Raw genomic sequence first — 14,635 nt, 5'->3', positions numbered from 1 at the left:
AGTTCGTAGTACCATATTTTTACTCGAATCCACCCCTGGCAATCGCGCGGAGTCGCTCGCGCCGCGCAAGACCGGGGAGAAAATGGACACCATGAAAGCCGCGATCGTCCGCACCTTCGATGAGCCGCCCCACTTCGGGGACTTCCCCGATCCCACCTCAACCAAGCCGGGGGAACTGATCGTCGACGTCGTCGCCACGGCACTGCATCCGCGCGTTCGCGCCCAAGCCGACGGTTCGCACTACACCAGCACCGGCGAGCTTCCGTTCGTGCCCGGTATCGATGCCGTGGTCCGCGACGCCGAGGGCACGCTCTACTACGCCCATCTCGCGGACACCACGCTGGGCACCATGGCGCAGCGGACAATCATTGACCAGCAGTGGGCCGTCGCGCTGCCCGACGACGCCGATCCGATCACGGTGGCCGCCGCGGTCAACCCCGTGCTCTCGTCGTGGGTGGCGCTACGAAATCGGATCAACTTCAAACCCGGATCACGAGTCCTGATCCTCGGCGCGACAGGCAGCTCCGGGGGCATGGCAATCCAGGTCGCGAAACGTTTCGGAGCCGCGGAGGTCATCGCCGCCGGACGCAATCGTCAGCGGCTCAACGAACTGACCTCGTTGGACGCCGACCGCACACTCACCCTTGACCAGCTCGGAGCGGCCGGCGATGTCGACGTCGTCCTCGACTACGTGTGGGGACCGCCCACCGCCAAAGGCATGGTCGACCTGGTCACCAATCGTCGCGACCCGCACGAAGAGCTCATCTGGATCCAAATCGGCTCGACGGGTGGCCCCAGCGCCGATATCGTCTCGGCGGCCCTGCGCTCCACTCGCCTGCAGATCGTCGGGAGCGGCATCGGCTCCGTATCCGAACGCGACATCCGCAACGACATTCCCGGGATCGCCCAAGCCGTCGCCGCGGGCGAATTCGAGGTCCGTACCCAGGCGATGCCACTAAGCGACGTAACCTCGGCCTGGACGCGCCCGCTGGGCGCGGACCGGCGCGTTGTGTTTCTTCCCTAGACCGCCAACAGCGCGATACCTCCGTCGGCGCCCGCGTCGCCCGCCGTGACCCGGATCAGGCGTGACGGGCGACCTCATGAACGAGCTGGATCCGCGAGGTCAGCCCGAGTTTGGTGTAGACGTGGGTGAGGTGGGTTTGCACGGTACGCGGTGAGATGAACATCCGCGCGGCGATGTCCTTATTGGACAGCCCTTCCTGAACCAGTCGAACGACGTCATGCTCGGTGGGGGTGAGCGAACCCCATCCGCTGCTGGGCCGCCTGCGCGTGCCCCGGCCACGCCGCACATAGCTGATCACCTCGTCCGTCGAGATGACCGCGCCCTGTCCCCACACCGCGGCAAAGTCCTGCTCCCCCAAGTCGTTGCGAAGTTCGGCGAGAACGACTTCGCAGTGCGCGTCGAGGATTTTCAAGCGGACTTCGCCGGTGCGGTGCCGAATCGCCTCAGCGGAAGCTAACAACCGGGCGGCCTCTCGGCGATCGCCCTCAGTGGCTGCCAGCTCGGCGAGACATTCCAAGGTGTCGGCGACTCCTAGAGTCGTCCCGTTGGCCGCGCTACACGACAGGGCGGCATGGCTATCCCGATCGGCCTGCCCCAGTTCACCCTGCGCCAGCGCGACCCGCGCCCGGGCCGTCAGCGCCACCGATAGGTAGCAGCCGTAGCTGGTCGACACGACGTCGTCGGCCCAACGGCGCGCCGCGCTCAGGTCCCCACTCACCAACGGCGCCAACGCCCCAAAGGGAAAAACGCCGGCCATCTGCGGGTCCATACCCACGAGTTCGCGGGCCTTCTGATAGGCCTGCCAGGCCGCCGTCGCATCCCCTGCGGCCTGGCACGCAATTGCGGCTGTCGCATAGCCGAGCCCCTCGTTGGCGCCCACCAGCTCCGCCGAACTGGTGAAGACGGCATCCGCGCAGGCGCACGCACCGTCTGCGTCACCGACGTAGGCATAGGTAAATCCCTGCACCACTTGACTTATCATCAGCAGCAACAGATCGTGGGCCGCGCTGGCTTCAGCGATTGCCTCGCCGAGTTGGTGCAGTGCTCCGATTGGATCTCCCCGCCAGGCCCGCACCCAGCCGAGCGCACCGCGGCACTCCCGAGACGTCGTGCGATCGCCGATCGCCTCCGCGATCCGCAGCCCCTCCTCGCCCGCCGCCTCGAGCGCAATCGGGTCTCCGGCGGCCATCGCCGCCCGGGTCTGCAGGCTCAGGATCTGGCTCAATCGCCAGGAATCCCCGAGTTCACGCGCGAGCTGGGCCGCCTCATCGAAGTAGGGGCGCGCGACGTCGGCGTCGTAGGCCGTGATCACTCCGCGGGCGACGAGCGCGCGGATCAACAGTGCGGGGTCGGCCAGCTCTCGCGCAATCGTCAGGGCACGCTCGGTGTCATCAAACCCTGCCATCGACCCCGTCCACGCCAACAACGTCACTTTGTCGGCGAGCGCGCGCGCCAGGGTTGAAGGAGAAACCTGGACATCCTCATTACCCAGCCCAGCTTCATTACCCAGCCCGGCTTCCAACCAGGCCAGTCCCTCTCGGCCCTGGCCGCGCGTCATCCACACCGGGTAAAGCGAAGTGGCCAGCTCCAGTGCGCTGTCGAAGTCGCGCGTCTCCAGGCTCCATCCGAACGCGCTTCGTAGATTGTCGAGCTCCTCCTCGGCCTGCGCGAGCCTGCGTTCATGGTCGGTGCCTGTGGGCGCGTCCAACAGCTTCGCCACTGACTTGTAGTAAGTGACGTGGCGCGAGCGAACCGCCTCGACTTCGCCGGATTCCGCGAGCTTCTCTTGGGCGTATTGACGCACGGTCTCGAGAAGCCGGTAGCGCGTTGGGCCCCCGCCGCTTTCGGCGATCACAAGCGACTTATCGACGAGCAGCGCGAGTTCGTCGACGACCTGGTAGCGCTGCACCTGCGAGTCACCCGCGACGGCTTGGGCGGCGTCGAGGTCGAAGCCCCCGAGAAAGACTGCGATTCGGCGGAACAGCACCCGCTCCGGCTCGGTCAGCAGCGCATGGGACCAGTCCACCGACGCCCGTAGGGTCTGCTGGCGACGCACCACGGTTCGTGCGTCACCGGTGAGTAGCCGAAACCGGTCATGCAGGCCCGTGCGGATCTCCTCGATGGACAGGGCTCGGACTCGCGCGGCGGCCAGTTCGATCGCCAACGGCATGCAGTCCAGCCGATTGCAGATCTCGGTGACCGCGGTCGTGTTGTCGTCGGTCACCGCGAAGTCCGGGCGAACGCGCCGCGCCCGGTCGGTGAATAGCTCAGTGGCTTCGGTCACCGACAGCGACGGCACCAGGAACGTCACCTCGCCCGGCACACCGAGGGGTTCTCGGCTGGTGGCGAGTAGCCGCACTGCCGGACAGCGGCCGGTCAATTCCAGCAGCAGGGCAGCCGTCGCATCCAGTAGGTGCTCGCAGTTGTCGAGCACGACGAGCACCTGGTGCTCACCGATGAACCGAGCGAGCGCATCCACCGTTGAGCGCCCCGGTTGATCGGACAGGCCCAGTGCGCGGGCCACCGTCACCGGAACGGCCTCGGCGTGGCTGACCGGCGCGAGGTCGACGTACCAGAGGCCATCACCGAATTCGTCCACCGCGCTGGCCGCGATCTCCACCGCGAGGCGTGTCTTGCCAGCACCCCCAGCGCCGGTCAACGTGACGAGCCGGTTGTCCGCCAACAGGGACCGCACGTCCGCCATCTGCGCGATACGCCCCACGAACCGGGTCAGTCGCGCCGGCATCCGGTGCACAGCACTGGATTTGGTAGTCCGCAGCGGTGGGAAGTCATTTTGCAGGCCGGAATGACACAGCTGCACCACGCGCTCCGGCCGGGGCAGGTCCCGCAGCGGGTGCAGCCCTAGATCAGCCAGCCAGGCCCCATCCGGCAGCTGGTCGACAACCAGCAGTTGCGTGGCACCGGATATTACGGTTTGGCCGCCGTGGGCCAGTTCGCGTATGCGTGCGGTGCGATTGATGGTGGGTCCGATGTAGTTGGTCGGGTCATTGGGGTCGCGCAACTGGATATCGCCGGTGTGTACGCCAATGCGCAGCCGGAGCGGCCCCAGCGGTGATCGCTGCAAGTCCAACGCGCATGCGATGGCCTCGCGAGCGGAAGCGAAGGCGACCACGAAGCTGTCACCCTCACCCTGCTCGACCGGCCGCACCCCATGATGAGTCGCGACGGTCGTGGCCAGCACGGAATCAAGGTGCGCGACGGCTGCCGTCATCGGCTCGGGCTGGTTCTGCCACAGCCGGGTAGAGCCTTCGACATCGGCGAGCAGCAAGGTGACCGTTCCGGTCGGCAGCAGCTCGCCCATGTCGACATCACTCCAGTCCACCAGCGGTGCTTCCGCGCGTGGGTCGATCTCGCTCATGCTAGCCAGCATCGCTGGGGTGTAGGTGGCGAAACATCGGCGTCAGCGCGTAGGTGCGCTCTCGGCACTGCGCAAATCTACGACCCCGCTGGCGCAGATCTACGCGTCGTGGCCGAGTCCGCACAGCCTCATCGTTGAGCCCGAGACGCGCCCGAGGAGGAGATCATGACCAGCACCGTTGACCGCCAGGTCGCCCCGAATGTCTTTGCCGCCGGTCTGCCGAACATTGACTACCAGAACGCGCAGAGCCCCGATGAGGCCCACCAGATCCTCGCCGAAGCGCGGCGCCGGTCGCCGATCGCCCTCGGCCCGCATGGGCCCGAACTCTTGACCTACGACTTGGTGCACACCGTGCTGCGCGACCCTCGATTCCGGATGCCGCCGGGCATGTTCCTTGCCGCCCAGGGCATCACGTCCGGACCGCTGTGGGATCGTCTTGCCGCCAACCTGATCAGTCTTGACGGCCCCGCGCATCATCGGCTGCGCCGGCTGGTGTCGCAGGCCTTCACCCCCGCGCGACCGGGCGGTTGAACACCACGATCACCGAGGTCATCACCGATTTGGTCGACCGCTGTGCCGATCGTGGACGTTGTGATGTGGTCGCCGATATCGCTCGCCGGTACCCGATCCCGATCATCTGCGCGCTACTGGGAGCACCGGCGGGTGACTGGAAACTGTTCTCCGGCTGGACCGACGACATCCTCAAGGCCTTCAGCTGGGATGCCGCCGCCCAGCAGCCAGCCATCCTGGCGGCCTGGGACGAGCTCGACGCCTACATCGACGACATGGTGGCCGCGCGGCGCGGCAGCTTGACCGAGGACCTGATCTCCGCGCTGATCCGCGCCGAAGACGACGGTGATTGCCTCAGCTCCGACGAGTTGCGGATGCTCGTCGCGGGGCTGCTCATCGGCGGCACCGACACCACGCGAAACCAGCTCGCCGCCTCGGTGCAAGCCCTATGCGATCACCCTGACCAATGGGTACTGCTGGCCCAACATCCCGACCTGGCGGCCAACGCCGCCGAAGAGACGATGCGCCACTCGCCGATCACCTTCAGCACATTGCGAATCGCACTGGACGACGTCGAATTGGCCGGCGTGATGATCCCGACCGGCACGCTGGTGATCGCCAACACCGGCGCCGCCAACCGCGATCCGGCGCTCTACCGTGATCCCGACCGGCTAGACATCAGCCGCCCGATCGCGGGGACCATCCAAACCTTCGGTGCCGGTATGCACTACTGCCTGGGCGCCAATCTCGCCCGCCGCGAACTCACCGAAGCCCTCCGGATCATCACCCAGCGCATGCCCGGAGCCCGGCGCACCGGCGCTGCCCCATGGAAGTCGCTGACCGGGCTGAGCGGACCGACAACGTTGCCGATCGAGTTCGACGCCGGGCATTGAGCCGCGCCGAGCCGCACTACCGGCGGTCGTCGCCACCCGAGGCCGGCTCCACCCGCACGACGATCGCCTTCGAGACCGGGGTGTTCGACTTTTCCGCGGTGTGGTCCAGCGGCACTAGTGGATTGGTCTCCGGATAGTAGGCCGCCGCGTTGCCGACCGGAGTCGAATAGCCAATCACCAGAAAGTCTTTTGCCCGCCGCTCCTGCAGATTGCCGCCCGCATCGTGGTATTCCGACACCAAATCGACACGCTCCCCCGCCGTCAGTCCCAGCGCTTCGATGTCGGAGAGATGCAGGAACACCACCCGCCGGCCACCCTTCACCCCGCGATAGCGATCATCGAGCCCGTACACCGGGGTTTTACTGGTCGTGGCTGCGCAGCGTTTGCAGGATCAGTCGTCCCGGTGGCACCGGAACCCACTGCAGTGGGCTGACCGAGAAGTTCGCTTTTCCGGTGCTGGTGGGAAATTCGCGGGCATCGCGCGGCGGATGGGGCAGCTGGAAGCCATCGGGCTGACGCACCCTGAGGTTGTAGTCCGCACATCCGGGCACCACGGAGGCGATGGCGTCGCGGATGGTGTCGTAGTCGCTCGCGAATCGCTCCCACGGAACCGGATGCTGCGCTCCGAGTAGGGTGCGTGCGAGCTGGCAGACGATCTGAACCTCGCTGCGCACCTGGTCGCTGGGCGGATGCAGGCTGCCGCGGGACAGCTGCACCATCGACATCGAATCTTCCACCGACACCACCTGCTTACGGCCGTCGCGAAGGTCGCGGTCGGTGCGGCCCAGGGTCGGCAGGATCAGCGCCGTGCTGCCGTGCACCAAGTGGCTGCGGTTGAGTTTCGTCGAAATCTGCACGGTCAGTGCGCAACTGCGCAAGGCCGCTTCGGTGACGGCGGTATCTGGAGTGGCCGATGCGAAGTTGCCACCCATCGCCATGAACACCGCCGCCTGCCGGTCGCGCATGGCCCGGATCGCGGCCACGGTGTCGTAGCCGTGTTTGCGCGGACTGTCGATGCCGAATTCGCGATCCAGCGCCGCCAGGAATTGTTCGGGCATCTGCTCCCAGATGCCCATCGTGCGGTCGCCTTGCACGTTGGAATGTCCGCGCACCGGGCACACACCCGCGCCCGGCTTGCCGATCATGCCGCGCAGAAACAGCAGGTTGGTGGCCTCGCCGATGGTGGCCACCGCGTGGCTGTGCTGCGTCAAGCCCATTGCCCAGCAAATGATCGTGCGCTGCGAGGCCATCACCATTGCCGCGATGCGCTCGAGCTGCGGCGCGCCAACGCCCGTCGCGGCCAGCACGGTGTCCATCTCGATCTGCAAGGTACGACGCCGATATTCATCGAACCCGGCGCAATGCTGGTCGACGAAGGCCTGGTCGACGACGGTGCCCGGGGCGCGTTCCTCGGCTTCCAGCAGCAGCCTGCCCAGCCCGGCGAACAACGCCATGTCGCCGCCGATGCGGATCTGCACGAACTCGTCGGCGATGGGCACACCGTGCCCGACCACCCCGTTCATCTTCTGCGGGTCTTTGAACCGGATCAACCCGGCCTCGGGTAGCGGATTGATGGCAATGATCTTTGCGCCGTTGGCCTTTGCCTTCTCCAGCACCGTCAGCATGCGCGGGTGGTTGGTGCCCGGGTTTTGCCCGGCGATGATGATCAGGTCGGCATGCTCGACGTCCTCGACGGTGACCGATCCTTTTCCGATCCCGATTGATTCACTCAGGGCCGACCCCGAGGATTCATGGCACATATTCGAGCAATCGGGCAGGTTGTTGGTGCCGAAGCTGCGGACCAGAAGCTGGTAGCAGAAGGCGGCCTCGTTGCTGGTACGCCCCGACGTATAGAACAGCGCCTCATCCGGGCTTCCCAGCGCCTTGAGGTGCTCGGCGATCAGCCGGTAGGCCTCGTCCCAGCCGATCGGCCGGTAATGGTCGTCGCCGGGCCGCAGGACCATCGGATGGGAAAGGCGGTCCTGTTGGGAAAGCCAGTATTCGGGCTTGGCCAACAATTCCGTGACCGAATGCCGGGCGAAGAATTCCGGCGTGACGGTGCGCCTGGTGGCCTCCTCGGCAACGGCCTTGGCGCCGTTCTCGCAGAACTCGGCCAGTTTGCGGCCACCGGGCTCTTCGGGCCACGCGCAGCCCGGGCAATCGAAGCCGTTGCGCTGATTCAGGCGGGCCAGCGCGGCCGCGGTACGAAATGCGCCCATCTGTTCCAGGCCACGCTGTAGCGACACCAGCACCGCGCGCACACCCGCGGCTTCGCGTTTGGGCGAGGTGACCGTTATCGAGTCCTCGTCGTATTCGGCGGGAACGTCACCAGATGCTGCCGAGCGCTGGAAGGCCACCTCGTCAAACTACATCGCCGGGCGCGTCCATCGGCGGGCCAACCGGCCGCGGCGAAACTCGCCGCCGCGCCCTTCGCACGCCAGATCGGGCTAATGTCCACTGAAGCAATGGCTTTCGCCGAGGCGGTGGTGGCGAACCGGCACCAATCCCGCCCGCGGCTCTACAGGTACATCCCGTGCGGCACCGTCGCCCGGTAGCGCCCGCTGCCCAGTTCAGCCAGCAGCGCTGCGGTGCTCACGGAGCCGCGATCGCCGGCCAGCACGGCGCGGCGGACGACTTCGCGGATATCGCTACCGCTGGTCCGCTCGGGGAGTGCGGCCACTACCGCCGCCGTGTCGACGGCCGCTCCCCCGGGAATTTCGCGGATCAGCGCCGCCAGAATGCGGGCGGCGTCGGCGCGGTTGGGGTAGCCGACCTCGACGATGGAGTCGAACCGCCCGGTGCGCACCGCCGCCTTGTCCAGGGTCTCGGCGTCGTTGGTGGAGGCCAGGGTCAGGATGCGGGCCTCGGGCCGAATGTCCATTGCCGCCAACAGCTCCGAGAGGCCGCCATCACCGGCCCGGCGGTCCCGGCACCACAGGTCGACGTCTTCCAACACGATGAGCACCGGACCGCCGAGGCGCTGGGCCTCTTCCACAACGGCGGTCAGCAGGTCCGCCCCCGCTTTGGCCTCGACGTAGATGACGGTGAATTCACCGACCACCTCGGCCGCCACCACCGCGCTGACCGCCGACTTGCCGGGCGGGCCGCACAACAGCACACCGCGCCGTGCTCCCAGGCCGTGCGCGTTGAGCAGGTCGTGGCGGTCGCGCACCGAGGCGACACCGAGATCTACCTCGGTCCACACCGCGTCGGGGACGATGACGGTGTCGCGGGTCGCCGTCGATGGCAGGTCGATCACACTGAAGTTCAGGCCGTGGTTGTTGGTCGCGCGCACCGCTTCGCCCCGGTATGGGTTGAGTTCGTTGGCCCGTTCGGCGAGCCGATCCAGCACGGCGCGGGCATGGGCCTGATTGTCCGGCGTTACGTACGCGCTGACCTCGGCGGAATGCATGACCGTCTCGCGCGCCTCGATGTGGATGACGCAACCCGTCTCAGCCAGCAGCGTCCCGGCCGGAAAGTGCACGCACAAGCACAGTGGGTGGCGGTAGCGGCGGCCACCGATCTCGATCTGGGTCCACTTCGGCGGGTAAGCGTGCTCGCCCGGGCCGACTTCGCAGGCGTGCGCGTGTTGCTCGATCCATTCGGCCAGCGCCAGCGCGGTGGTCAACCGGGAAACGGGATTGAGATCGCGTTCTTCGTCCAGAAGGTGCCCGGAATCCGGCACGCCCAGACAGCGTGCGATGAAGCGATCGGCGTTCTCGCAACCTTCGCGCTCGGCGGCGCCGATCAGCAACTCGCCGAGTGCGCGCAGCGCGGGCCGGACGCCGTACTCCAGCCCGTCCAGCCACGCGTTGACGTCCGTGATGGGCTGGCGGCGCGCCTCATCACCGCCGGTTAGGCCGGTGGTCAGGTCGGTCAGTTCATCGTTGGTCAGGGTCATGGCTGTCTGCTGGTCGGGTACCGGGTTGGATACTGGTCGGGCAATGGTCAACCGACCAGGTTGACACCCGGCCAGCAGACGGTCAACCGATTTTGTTGCGGCCCGGCGCCCTCGGCCCGCCCGAGATGCTGTTCAGCTCTTGGGATCAGCGATCCAGCTCACGTCATAGTGCGGCACGTCCGCAAATGCCCAGATATATCGACGTCGATGGCCTATTCGACATTACGGTGACGGTTTTCGCCGAGTGCGGGTACCGGGCTACCACCACCCAGGAGATCGCCCGCCGGGCCGGCGTCAACGAGGTGACGCTGTTTCGCCGCTACGGCAACAAGGCCACGCTGATCAACAGCGCGCTCACCCACGCTTTGGCGAACTCCCCATTCGCGCGAGTGGTGGCCACCGATGATATCCGGGGCGACCTCCTTGCGCTGGTGACCGCCTATGCCGAGACCGTCCAGAAGTATGGGGGCGCGGTGGTGACCCTGGCGGTCGAGGTGCCCCGCAATCCCGAACTCGGTACGGCCATGGCGGCGCTGATGCCCAACCTGCACAACGCGGCGCAGGTGATCGAAACGCACCAGACCCAAGGCCAACTGGCACCCGGCGACCCCTACCAAAAGCTGGTGATGCTGCTTGGACCGCTGATGGCCGCCGGCCTGTGGTCGCGCACCGGGGCCGAAGCACTGGCATCGCAACTAGACTTCGGCGCCCTGGTCGCGGCATTCCTTGATGGACACCGCGCACCAGAAGACCGTCGGTAGCCGAGTCCGGTTAGCCGCCCGCGAGGGCCCCGTTGTGCCGTGTCGGGAAACAGCGCGGCCCATCGTCGCTGAAAGCCCAAGGGGTCGTTACGTTCACCGAAGATGGTCAGCAACCGACGATCGCTACGCCCCCCATGCCGGCCAACGCCAAAGCCCGTGCCGTCATCCGCGGCAAAAGGGCGTCACCACATCGATTTCGCGCACCGATGCACTACCCATCAGGGCCAGCATCCGCCGGAAGAGCGCGCCGGTCGGCCGCCAAAAGCAGTTGATCGCCGACCTAGCTAGGACAACCGCCAACGCCGTTGGCCGGGCCAGCGATACTGCGGCCCGCCCGCCTGGCCGATGCACCGCTCTCCCCGGCCGCCGCGGCGGCATAAACCTACGACGACAGAAAAGCCACGGCAGGTGCGTCCAAACCTGGTCAACACGCGCACAACGTCACTGGTCACGAATCCAACGAGCGCGCATGAAGCTAAATGGTGTCCCCGCGGCCCTGGCTTTAGACTCGCGCGGGTGGGATCGGATGAACTGCATGTCAAACTTGGTCAGCTGGGAGTTACGGCTAGTCAATGGCAGGACCTTCGCGCCCAACTCGCTGCCGGGGCAACGCCGCCGGCACCGGGCCAGCCGTTTCAAGCCACTGCGGCGGCGGTCAGTGGTATCGGCGCAGCGATCGGCGGTACCGGGGTGGCCTTGGCCACCCGAACTCAGGCTACGGCTGCCGCGGTGGCCGCAGCTGCCGCAGGTTACGCCAACCAAGAGGCGACCGCAGCGGGCGAGATGGCCGCCGTGACGCAGGTGAGGGTGGTGTAGATGCCGGCCACCCTGTCCCAAATCCGGGCATGGAGCACCGAGCACCTCATCGATGCGGCCGGCTACTGGACCAAGACCGCCGATCAGTGGGAAAACGCGTTCTTCCCGATGCGAAACCAGTCCTATGCCCTGGGCTGGAGCGGCGCTGGCGGGGACGCGCTACGGGAACGGACCAGCGCCGACCTGCCGATTGTCGGCGCAAAAGCCGACATGCTGCGCCAGGCAGCCGGGATCGCGCGCAATGGTGCCAGCGACATCAGCGCAGCCCAAAGACGAGTTCTCTATGCTGTCGAGGACGCCCACAACGCGGGATTCACTGTCGGAGAAGACTTGTCTGTCACCGACACCCACAGGAGCGGCACGCCCGCCGAGCAGGCCGCTCGACAAGCCCAGGCGCAAGCATTCGCCGGTGACATCCGGCTACACGCCCGACAGCTCGACGGGGCCGACGCCAAGGTGGCGGGTCAACTCACCGCCGCCACCGCTGACCTAAGCAGTGTCGGCTTTGCGCAAAACCCGATCCCCGCGACGCAAGCCCCAACCACCCACCGCAACGGGGTCCAGTTAGTCGACTTCAAACAGAACGGCGGCGAGCCGCCTCCGTTTGCGCCGTGGGACACCCCTGATGGAACGCCCCCACCGGGAGCGCCCGGCCTGAGCCCTGAGCTGCAGCAAATGATCCTCGGTGGCGACCCAGCCAACCTCACCGGCCAGGGTCTTTTGGACAACCTGCAACAGCTCGTGCAGTCACTGCCCGAAAACGACCCCCGCACCGCCTGGTTGCGCGGCCAGGTGGCGGATCTACGGGCGCACATGAGCGACATCGACTACGCCCGCACCCATTGCACTACGAGCGACTGGTTCGACCGGACCACCCTGTTCGCCAGCGGTCTGGTCAGCACCGGCATCTTGACACTGACCGCAGAGACCGGGGTGGGGGGCGTCGCCGCCGTGGCCAGCGGCTTCGGCACCCTCGTCGCGGGCAAGAATCTGCTCGGATGCCTGGTAGGCAGCAAATGACAGACCTGCTCGTTGCTGCGATCCTGGCTGGCGCGTTTGGGCTGGCACTGTGGGGCGCTGGCGCGTTCGGGCTGGCGCGTCGCCCGCACTACCCTCTGGCGTCCTACCTCGCAGCCGGTGGTGTGGTCGTTGCGCTGATCGTGGTCCTGCTGACCACCGGCCGGACCGACTGGGTCATTGTCTCGGCCGGCGCGCTGGCCCTGTTCATTCCCTTGATTGTCATCAGAGAACGGCGAGCAGAGCGTAAGCGCCGCTGATGCCTGCGGCTGCGTAGGCCAACCGCGCGGTGTTCCAGAATCGGTTGATATTGGGACACTTTCAACACGTGAGCCGTGACGTGCAGAAGCGCAGCACGCCCGGCCTCCCATACTGTATGCCTGAAATCCTTTTCGCGACCGGGAGATTGGTACACCGTGGAAGCACATACGTAGCTACTAAATGTACGGATCTGCTGAAAGCCTTCCGGTCAGTGTTCTGGGCCGTAATGCTCGTGAAATGCGCTGGAGTCGTGCTGCTCGTGGTGTGCCGCCTGGCTTGATCTCGGCGTTGTCCACGCAGGCCCAGTCGAAGATGTAGGTGAGACGGCGCAGTGGCTGGAAGTAGTACAACCGCTTTCTCGCCCACGTGTTGCTGATGCACGCCAGCCAACCACCATCGAAGCACCCCGAGTGGCAACGGCGACTGTGCATGGACCGGCTATTGCCGGAACTCGTCACGATGGACGTTGGCCAGGCGATCGTGGAATCACGCGGCCTCAAAGAGGACCAAAAAGACCATCGAACCGTGGGCAATCTGCGCAGGAAACGCGCTTCGGAGGTCGTCTGCACCTTGATCACGTCGGTGGTCCCACTAAGCCCATGCTGTGGATTCCCGACGCCTGTTGCGGCGCCGTCACGCAGCATCGTTGTGGCGATTCCGAGGACTACGCCCTGATCGAATCCCAAGTGACGATGATAGAAACCCGGGCCTGAAAAGCGCCAAACCCCAGGCCCTGTCTTCCGGCAGGAACTCCTGGGGTCCACTTCTGATAGCACCACAGTGCCTCAGCTGCTAGCTAGCGCAGGCAGTGCGCGCACTGCTCGGCGGTGCTGCGCGTTCAGCCGAGACTCGACAGCCAGTCAGCGATCGCCTGGCCGATCTCATGCGGGCTGTCCTCTTGGATGAAGTGGCTACCGGGCACCGTCACTTCGGTCAGGTTGGTCCAACTTCGGCAGAACTCGCGTTGCGATCCGGTGAGAATGGCACCGGGTTCGGCGTTGATGAACAGCTTTGGAAAATCCGCGGTGGGCAGCCACTGGGCGTAGTCGGAAACGATCTGATGCACGTCGGCAGGCTCACCCTCGATTGGTATCTCACGCGGCCAGCTCAGCGTCGGCCGGCAGTGTCGCGACTCGACGAACGGGCGCCGGTACTCGTCGTGTTCGGCGGGGGTGAGACCGCGCAGGACGGAACCGGGCAGGACCGCCTCCACAAACAGGTTCTTGTCAATGACCATCTGTTCACCCGCATCCGAGCGAAACCCCCGAAAGATTCCCGCTGCGGACTCGGGCCACTCCGCCCAAGTCACCGGCCGCACAATGGCCTCCATGAAAGCGATGCCGCCGATCCGCTCGCGGTGGCGATTGGCCCAGTCGAATCCGAGGGCCGAGCCCCAGTCGTGGATCACCAAAACGACATCATCGCCGAGGTCGAGCTGGTCAAGAAGGCCGTCGAGGTAATGCCGATGCTCAACGAAGCGGTAACTGCCCGGTCCGGTGTCATCGAGCTTGTCCGAGTCACCCTGCCCGATGAGATCGGGAGCGATACAGCGTGCGCGATCGGACACATGCGGAATGATGTTGCGCCACAAATACGATGAGGTCGGATTGCCGTGCAGGAACACAACCGAACGGCCCTCACCGCTTTCGTGGTACGCCATTTGCTTGCCGTCGACGGCCAGGCGGCGTTTGGTGAGTGGAGTGGGATCGATCTCGGTCATCGGAGCCTCCAAGTGGGTCGACGAGAATGCCTGGACTCGAGCGTAGTAGCCGGGCAGGCCGTATCGGCAGTCGATCGGTGGCGCCCCGGCCGGCACTGGGCTCAAGTCCCTTCTCCCACAACGCGGCTAACCCGACGGTTCGGGCCTTCAACATTGCCCGTACCCGGGCATGCCGTCAGAGCCACTCCCAAATGAATGGTGATTGAACGGCGTTGCCGGAAAACGCGCGGGACCAAATTGCCCAATCAGTCAAAAATCAGTTTTCCCACCCGGCAGGGCTCCGGCGTTGTTGATTAGCAGGCTTGTGAGCTGGGTTGATGATCTTTGGTGCCGCGCTATTGGGGCCGGAGTGT

General features: G+C 66.0%; 8 protein-coding genes and 2 pseudogenes. 6 read left to right on the top strand and 4 right to left on the bottom strand.

The annotated features are described in order from the left end of the window. Positions 1-91: 91 nt before the first annotated feature. Positions 92-1,024: a quinone oxidoreductase family protein gene (locus CKW46_RS02895; RefSeq protein ID WP_482052783.1), complete on the top strand. Its 933-nt coding sequence runs from the start codon at positions 92-94 to the stop codon at positions 1,022-1,024. A gap of 55 nt (positions 1,025-1,079) precedes the next feature. Here CKW46_RS02895 and CKW46_RS02890 read toward each other — a convergent pair whose 3' ends face one another. Beyond that, positions 1,080-4,415 (bottom strand): LuxR family transcriptional regulator, encoded by a 3,336-nt coding sequence (locus CKW46_RS02890; RefSeq protein ID WP_482052782.1) that lies wholly within the window; start codon positions 4,413-4,415, stop codon positions 1,080-1,082. 153 nt (positions 4,416-4,568) lie between these two features. Here CKW46_RS02890 and CKW46_RS02885 point away from each other — a divergent pair. Continuing rightward, a pseudogene (locus CKW46_RS02885) lies at positions 4,569-5,806 on the top strand (cytochrome P450). Positions 5,807-5,822: 16 nt separating this feature from the next. On the opposite strand, the pseudogene CKW46_RS02880 reads toward CKW46_RS02885, so the two are convergent. Together CKW46_RS02880 and CKW46_RS02875 are read right to left on the bottom strand one after the other, a co-directional pair. Continuing rightward, positions 5,823-8,163, bottom strand: a pseudogene (locus CKW46_RS02880) (FdhF/YdeP family oxidoreductase). Positions 8,164-8,324: 161 nt separating this feature from the next. Next, positions 8,325-9,707, bottom strand: coding sequence for an AAA family ATPase (locus CKW46_RS02875; RefSeq protein ID WP_482052781.1), 1,383 nt, complete (start codon positions 9,705-9,707; stop codon positions 8,325-8,327). Positions 9,708-9,892: 185 nt separating this feature from the next. Here CKW46_RS02875 and CKW46_RS02870 point away from each other — a divergent pair, with 185 nt between their 5' ends. From CKW46_RS02870 to CKW46_RS02855, 4 genes are all read left to right on the top strand, one after another. Continuing rightward, entirely contained in the window at positions 9,893-10,468 is a 576-nt protein-coding gene (locus CKW46_RS02870; protein WP_012392120.1) for a TetR/AcrR family transcriptional regulator, read from the top strand. 516 nt (positions 10,469-10,984) lie between these two features. Further along, positions 10,985-11,284 carry a hypothetical protein gene (locus CKW46_RS02865; RefSeq protein WP_020785386.1) on the top strand — a complete coding sequence of 100 codons (300 nt, stop codon included), beginning with the start codon at positions 10,985-10,987 and terminating at the stop codon, positions 11,282-11,284. Continuing rightward, the gene (locus tag CKW46_RS02860) at positions 11,285-12,304 is read left to right on the top strand and encodes a hypothetical protein (RefSeq protein ID WP_482052779.1); all 1,020 of its coding nucleotides are present in this window, start codon (positions 11,285-11,287) and stop codon (positions 12,302-12,304) included. Then, positions 12,301-12,561, top strand: a complete 261-nt coding sequence (locus CKW46_RS02855; protein ID WP_012392117.1) for a hypothetical protein — start codon at positions 12,301-12,303, stop codon at positions 12,559-12,561. The genes CKW46_RS02860 and CKW46_RS02855 overlap by 4 nt, the downstream gene beginning before the upstream one ends. Before the next feature lie 839 nt (positions 12,562-13,400). On the opposite strand, the gene CKW46_RS02850 is transcribed toward CKW46_RS02855, so the two are convergent. After that, positions 13,401-14,282: a haloalkane dehalogenase gene (locus CKW46_RS02850; protein WP_482052778.1), complete on the bottom strand. Its 882-nt coding sequence runs from the start codon at positions 14,280-14,282 to the stop codon at positions 13,401-13,403. Between the last annotated feature and the right edge of the window lie 353 nt (positions 14,283-14,635).

Origin of the sequence: Mycobacterium liflandii, from assembly GCF_022354805.1 — a bacterium.
GTDB classification, from domain to species: Bacteria; Actinomycetota; Actinomycetes; order Mycobacteriales; family Mycobacteriaceae; genus Mycobacterium; species Mycobacterium marinum.
Note: the sequence above shows the minus strand (reverse complement) of the source record. Positions and strands in the feature narration are given on the sequence as shown.

Excerpts from the sequence above, each read along its gene's own strand:
- CKW46_RS02895 (WP_482052783.1), top strand. The coding sequence starts at position 92 with ATGAAAGCCGCGATCGTCCGCACCTTCGATGAGCCGCCCCACTTCGGG.
- CKW46_RS02890 (WP_482052782.1), bottom strand. The coding sequence starts at position 4,415 with ATGCTGGCTAGCATGAGCGAGATCGACCCACGCGCGGAAGCACCGCTG.
- CKW46_RS02875 (WP_482052781.1), bottom strand. The coding sequence starts at position 9,707 with ATGACCCTGACCAACGATGAACTGACCGACCTGACCACCGGCCTAACC.
- CKW46_RS02870 (WP_012392120.1), top strand. The coding sequence starts at position 9,893 with ATGCCCAGATATATCGACGTCGATGGCCTATTCGACATTACGGTGACG.
- CKW46_RS02860 (WP_482052779.1), top strand. The coding sequence starts at position 11,285 with ATGCCGGCCACCCTGTCCCAAATCCGGGCATGGAGCACCGAGCACCTC.
- CKW46_RS02855 (WP_012392117.1), top strand. The coding sequence starts at position 12,301 with ATGACAGACCTGCTCGTTGCTGCGATCCTGGCTGGCGCGTTTGGGCTG.
- CKW46_RS02850 (WP_482052778.1), bottom strand. The coding sequence starts at position 14,282 with ATGACCGAGATCGATCCCACTCCACTCACCAAACGCCGCCTGGCCGTC.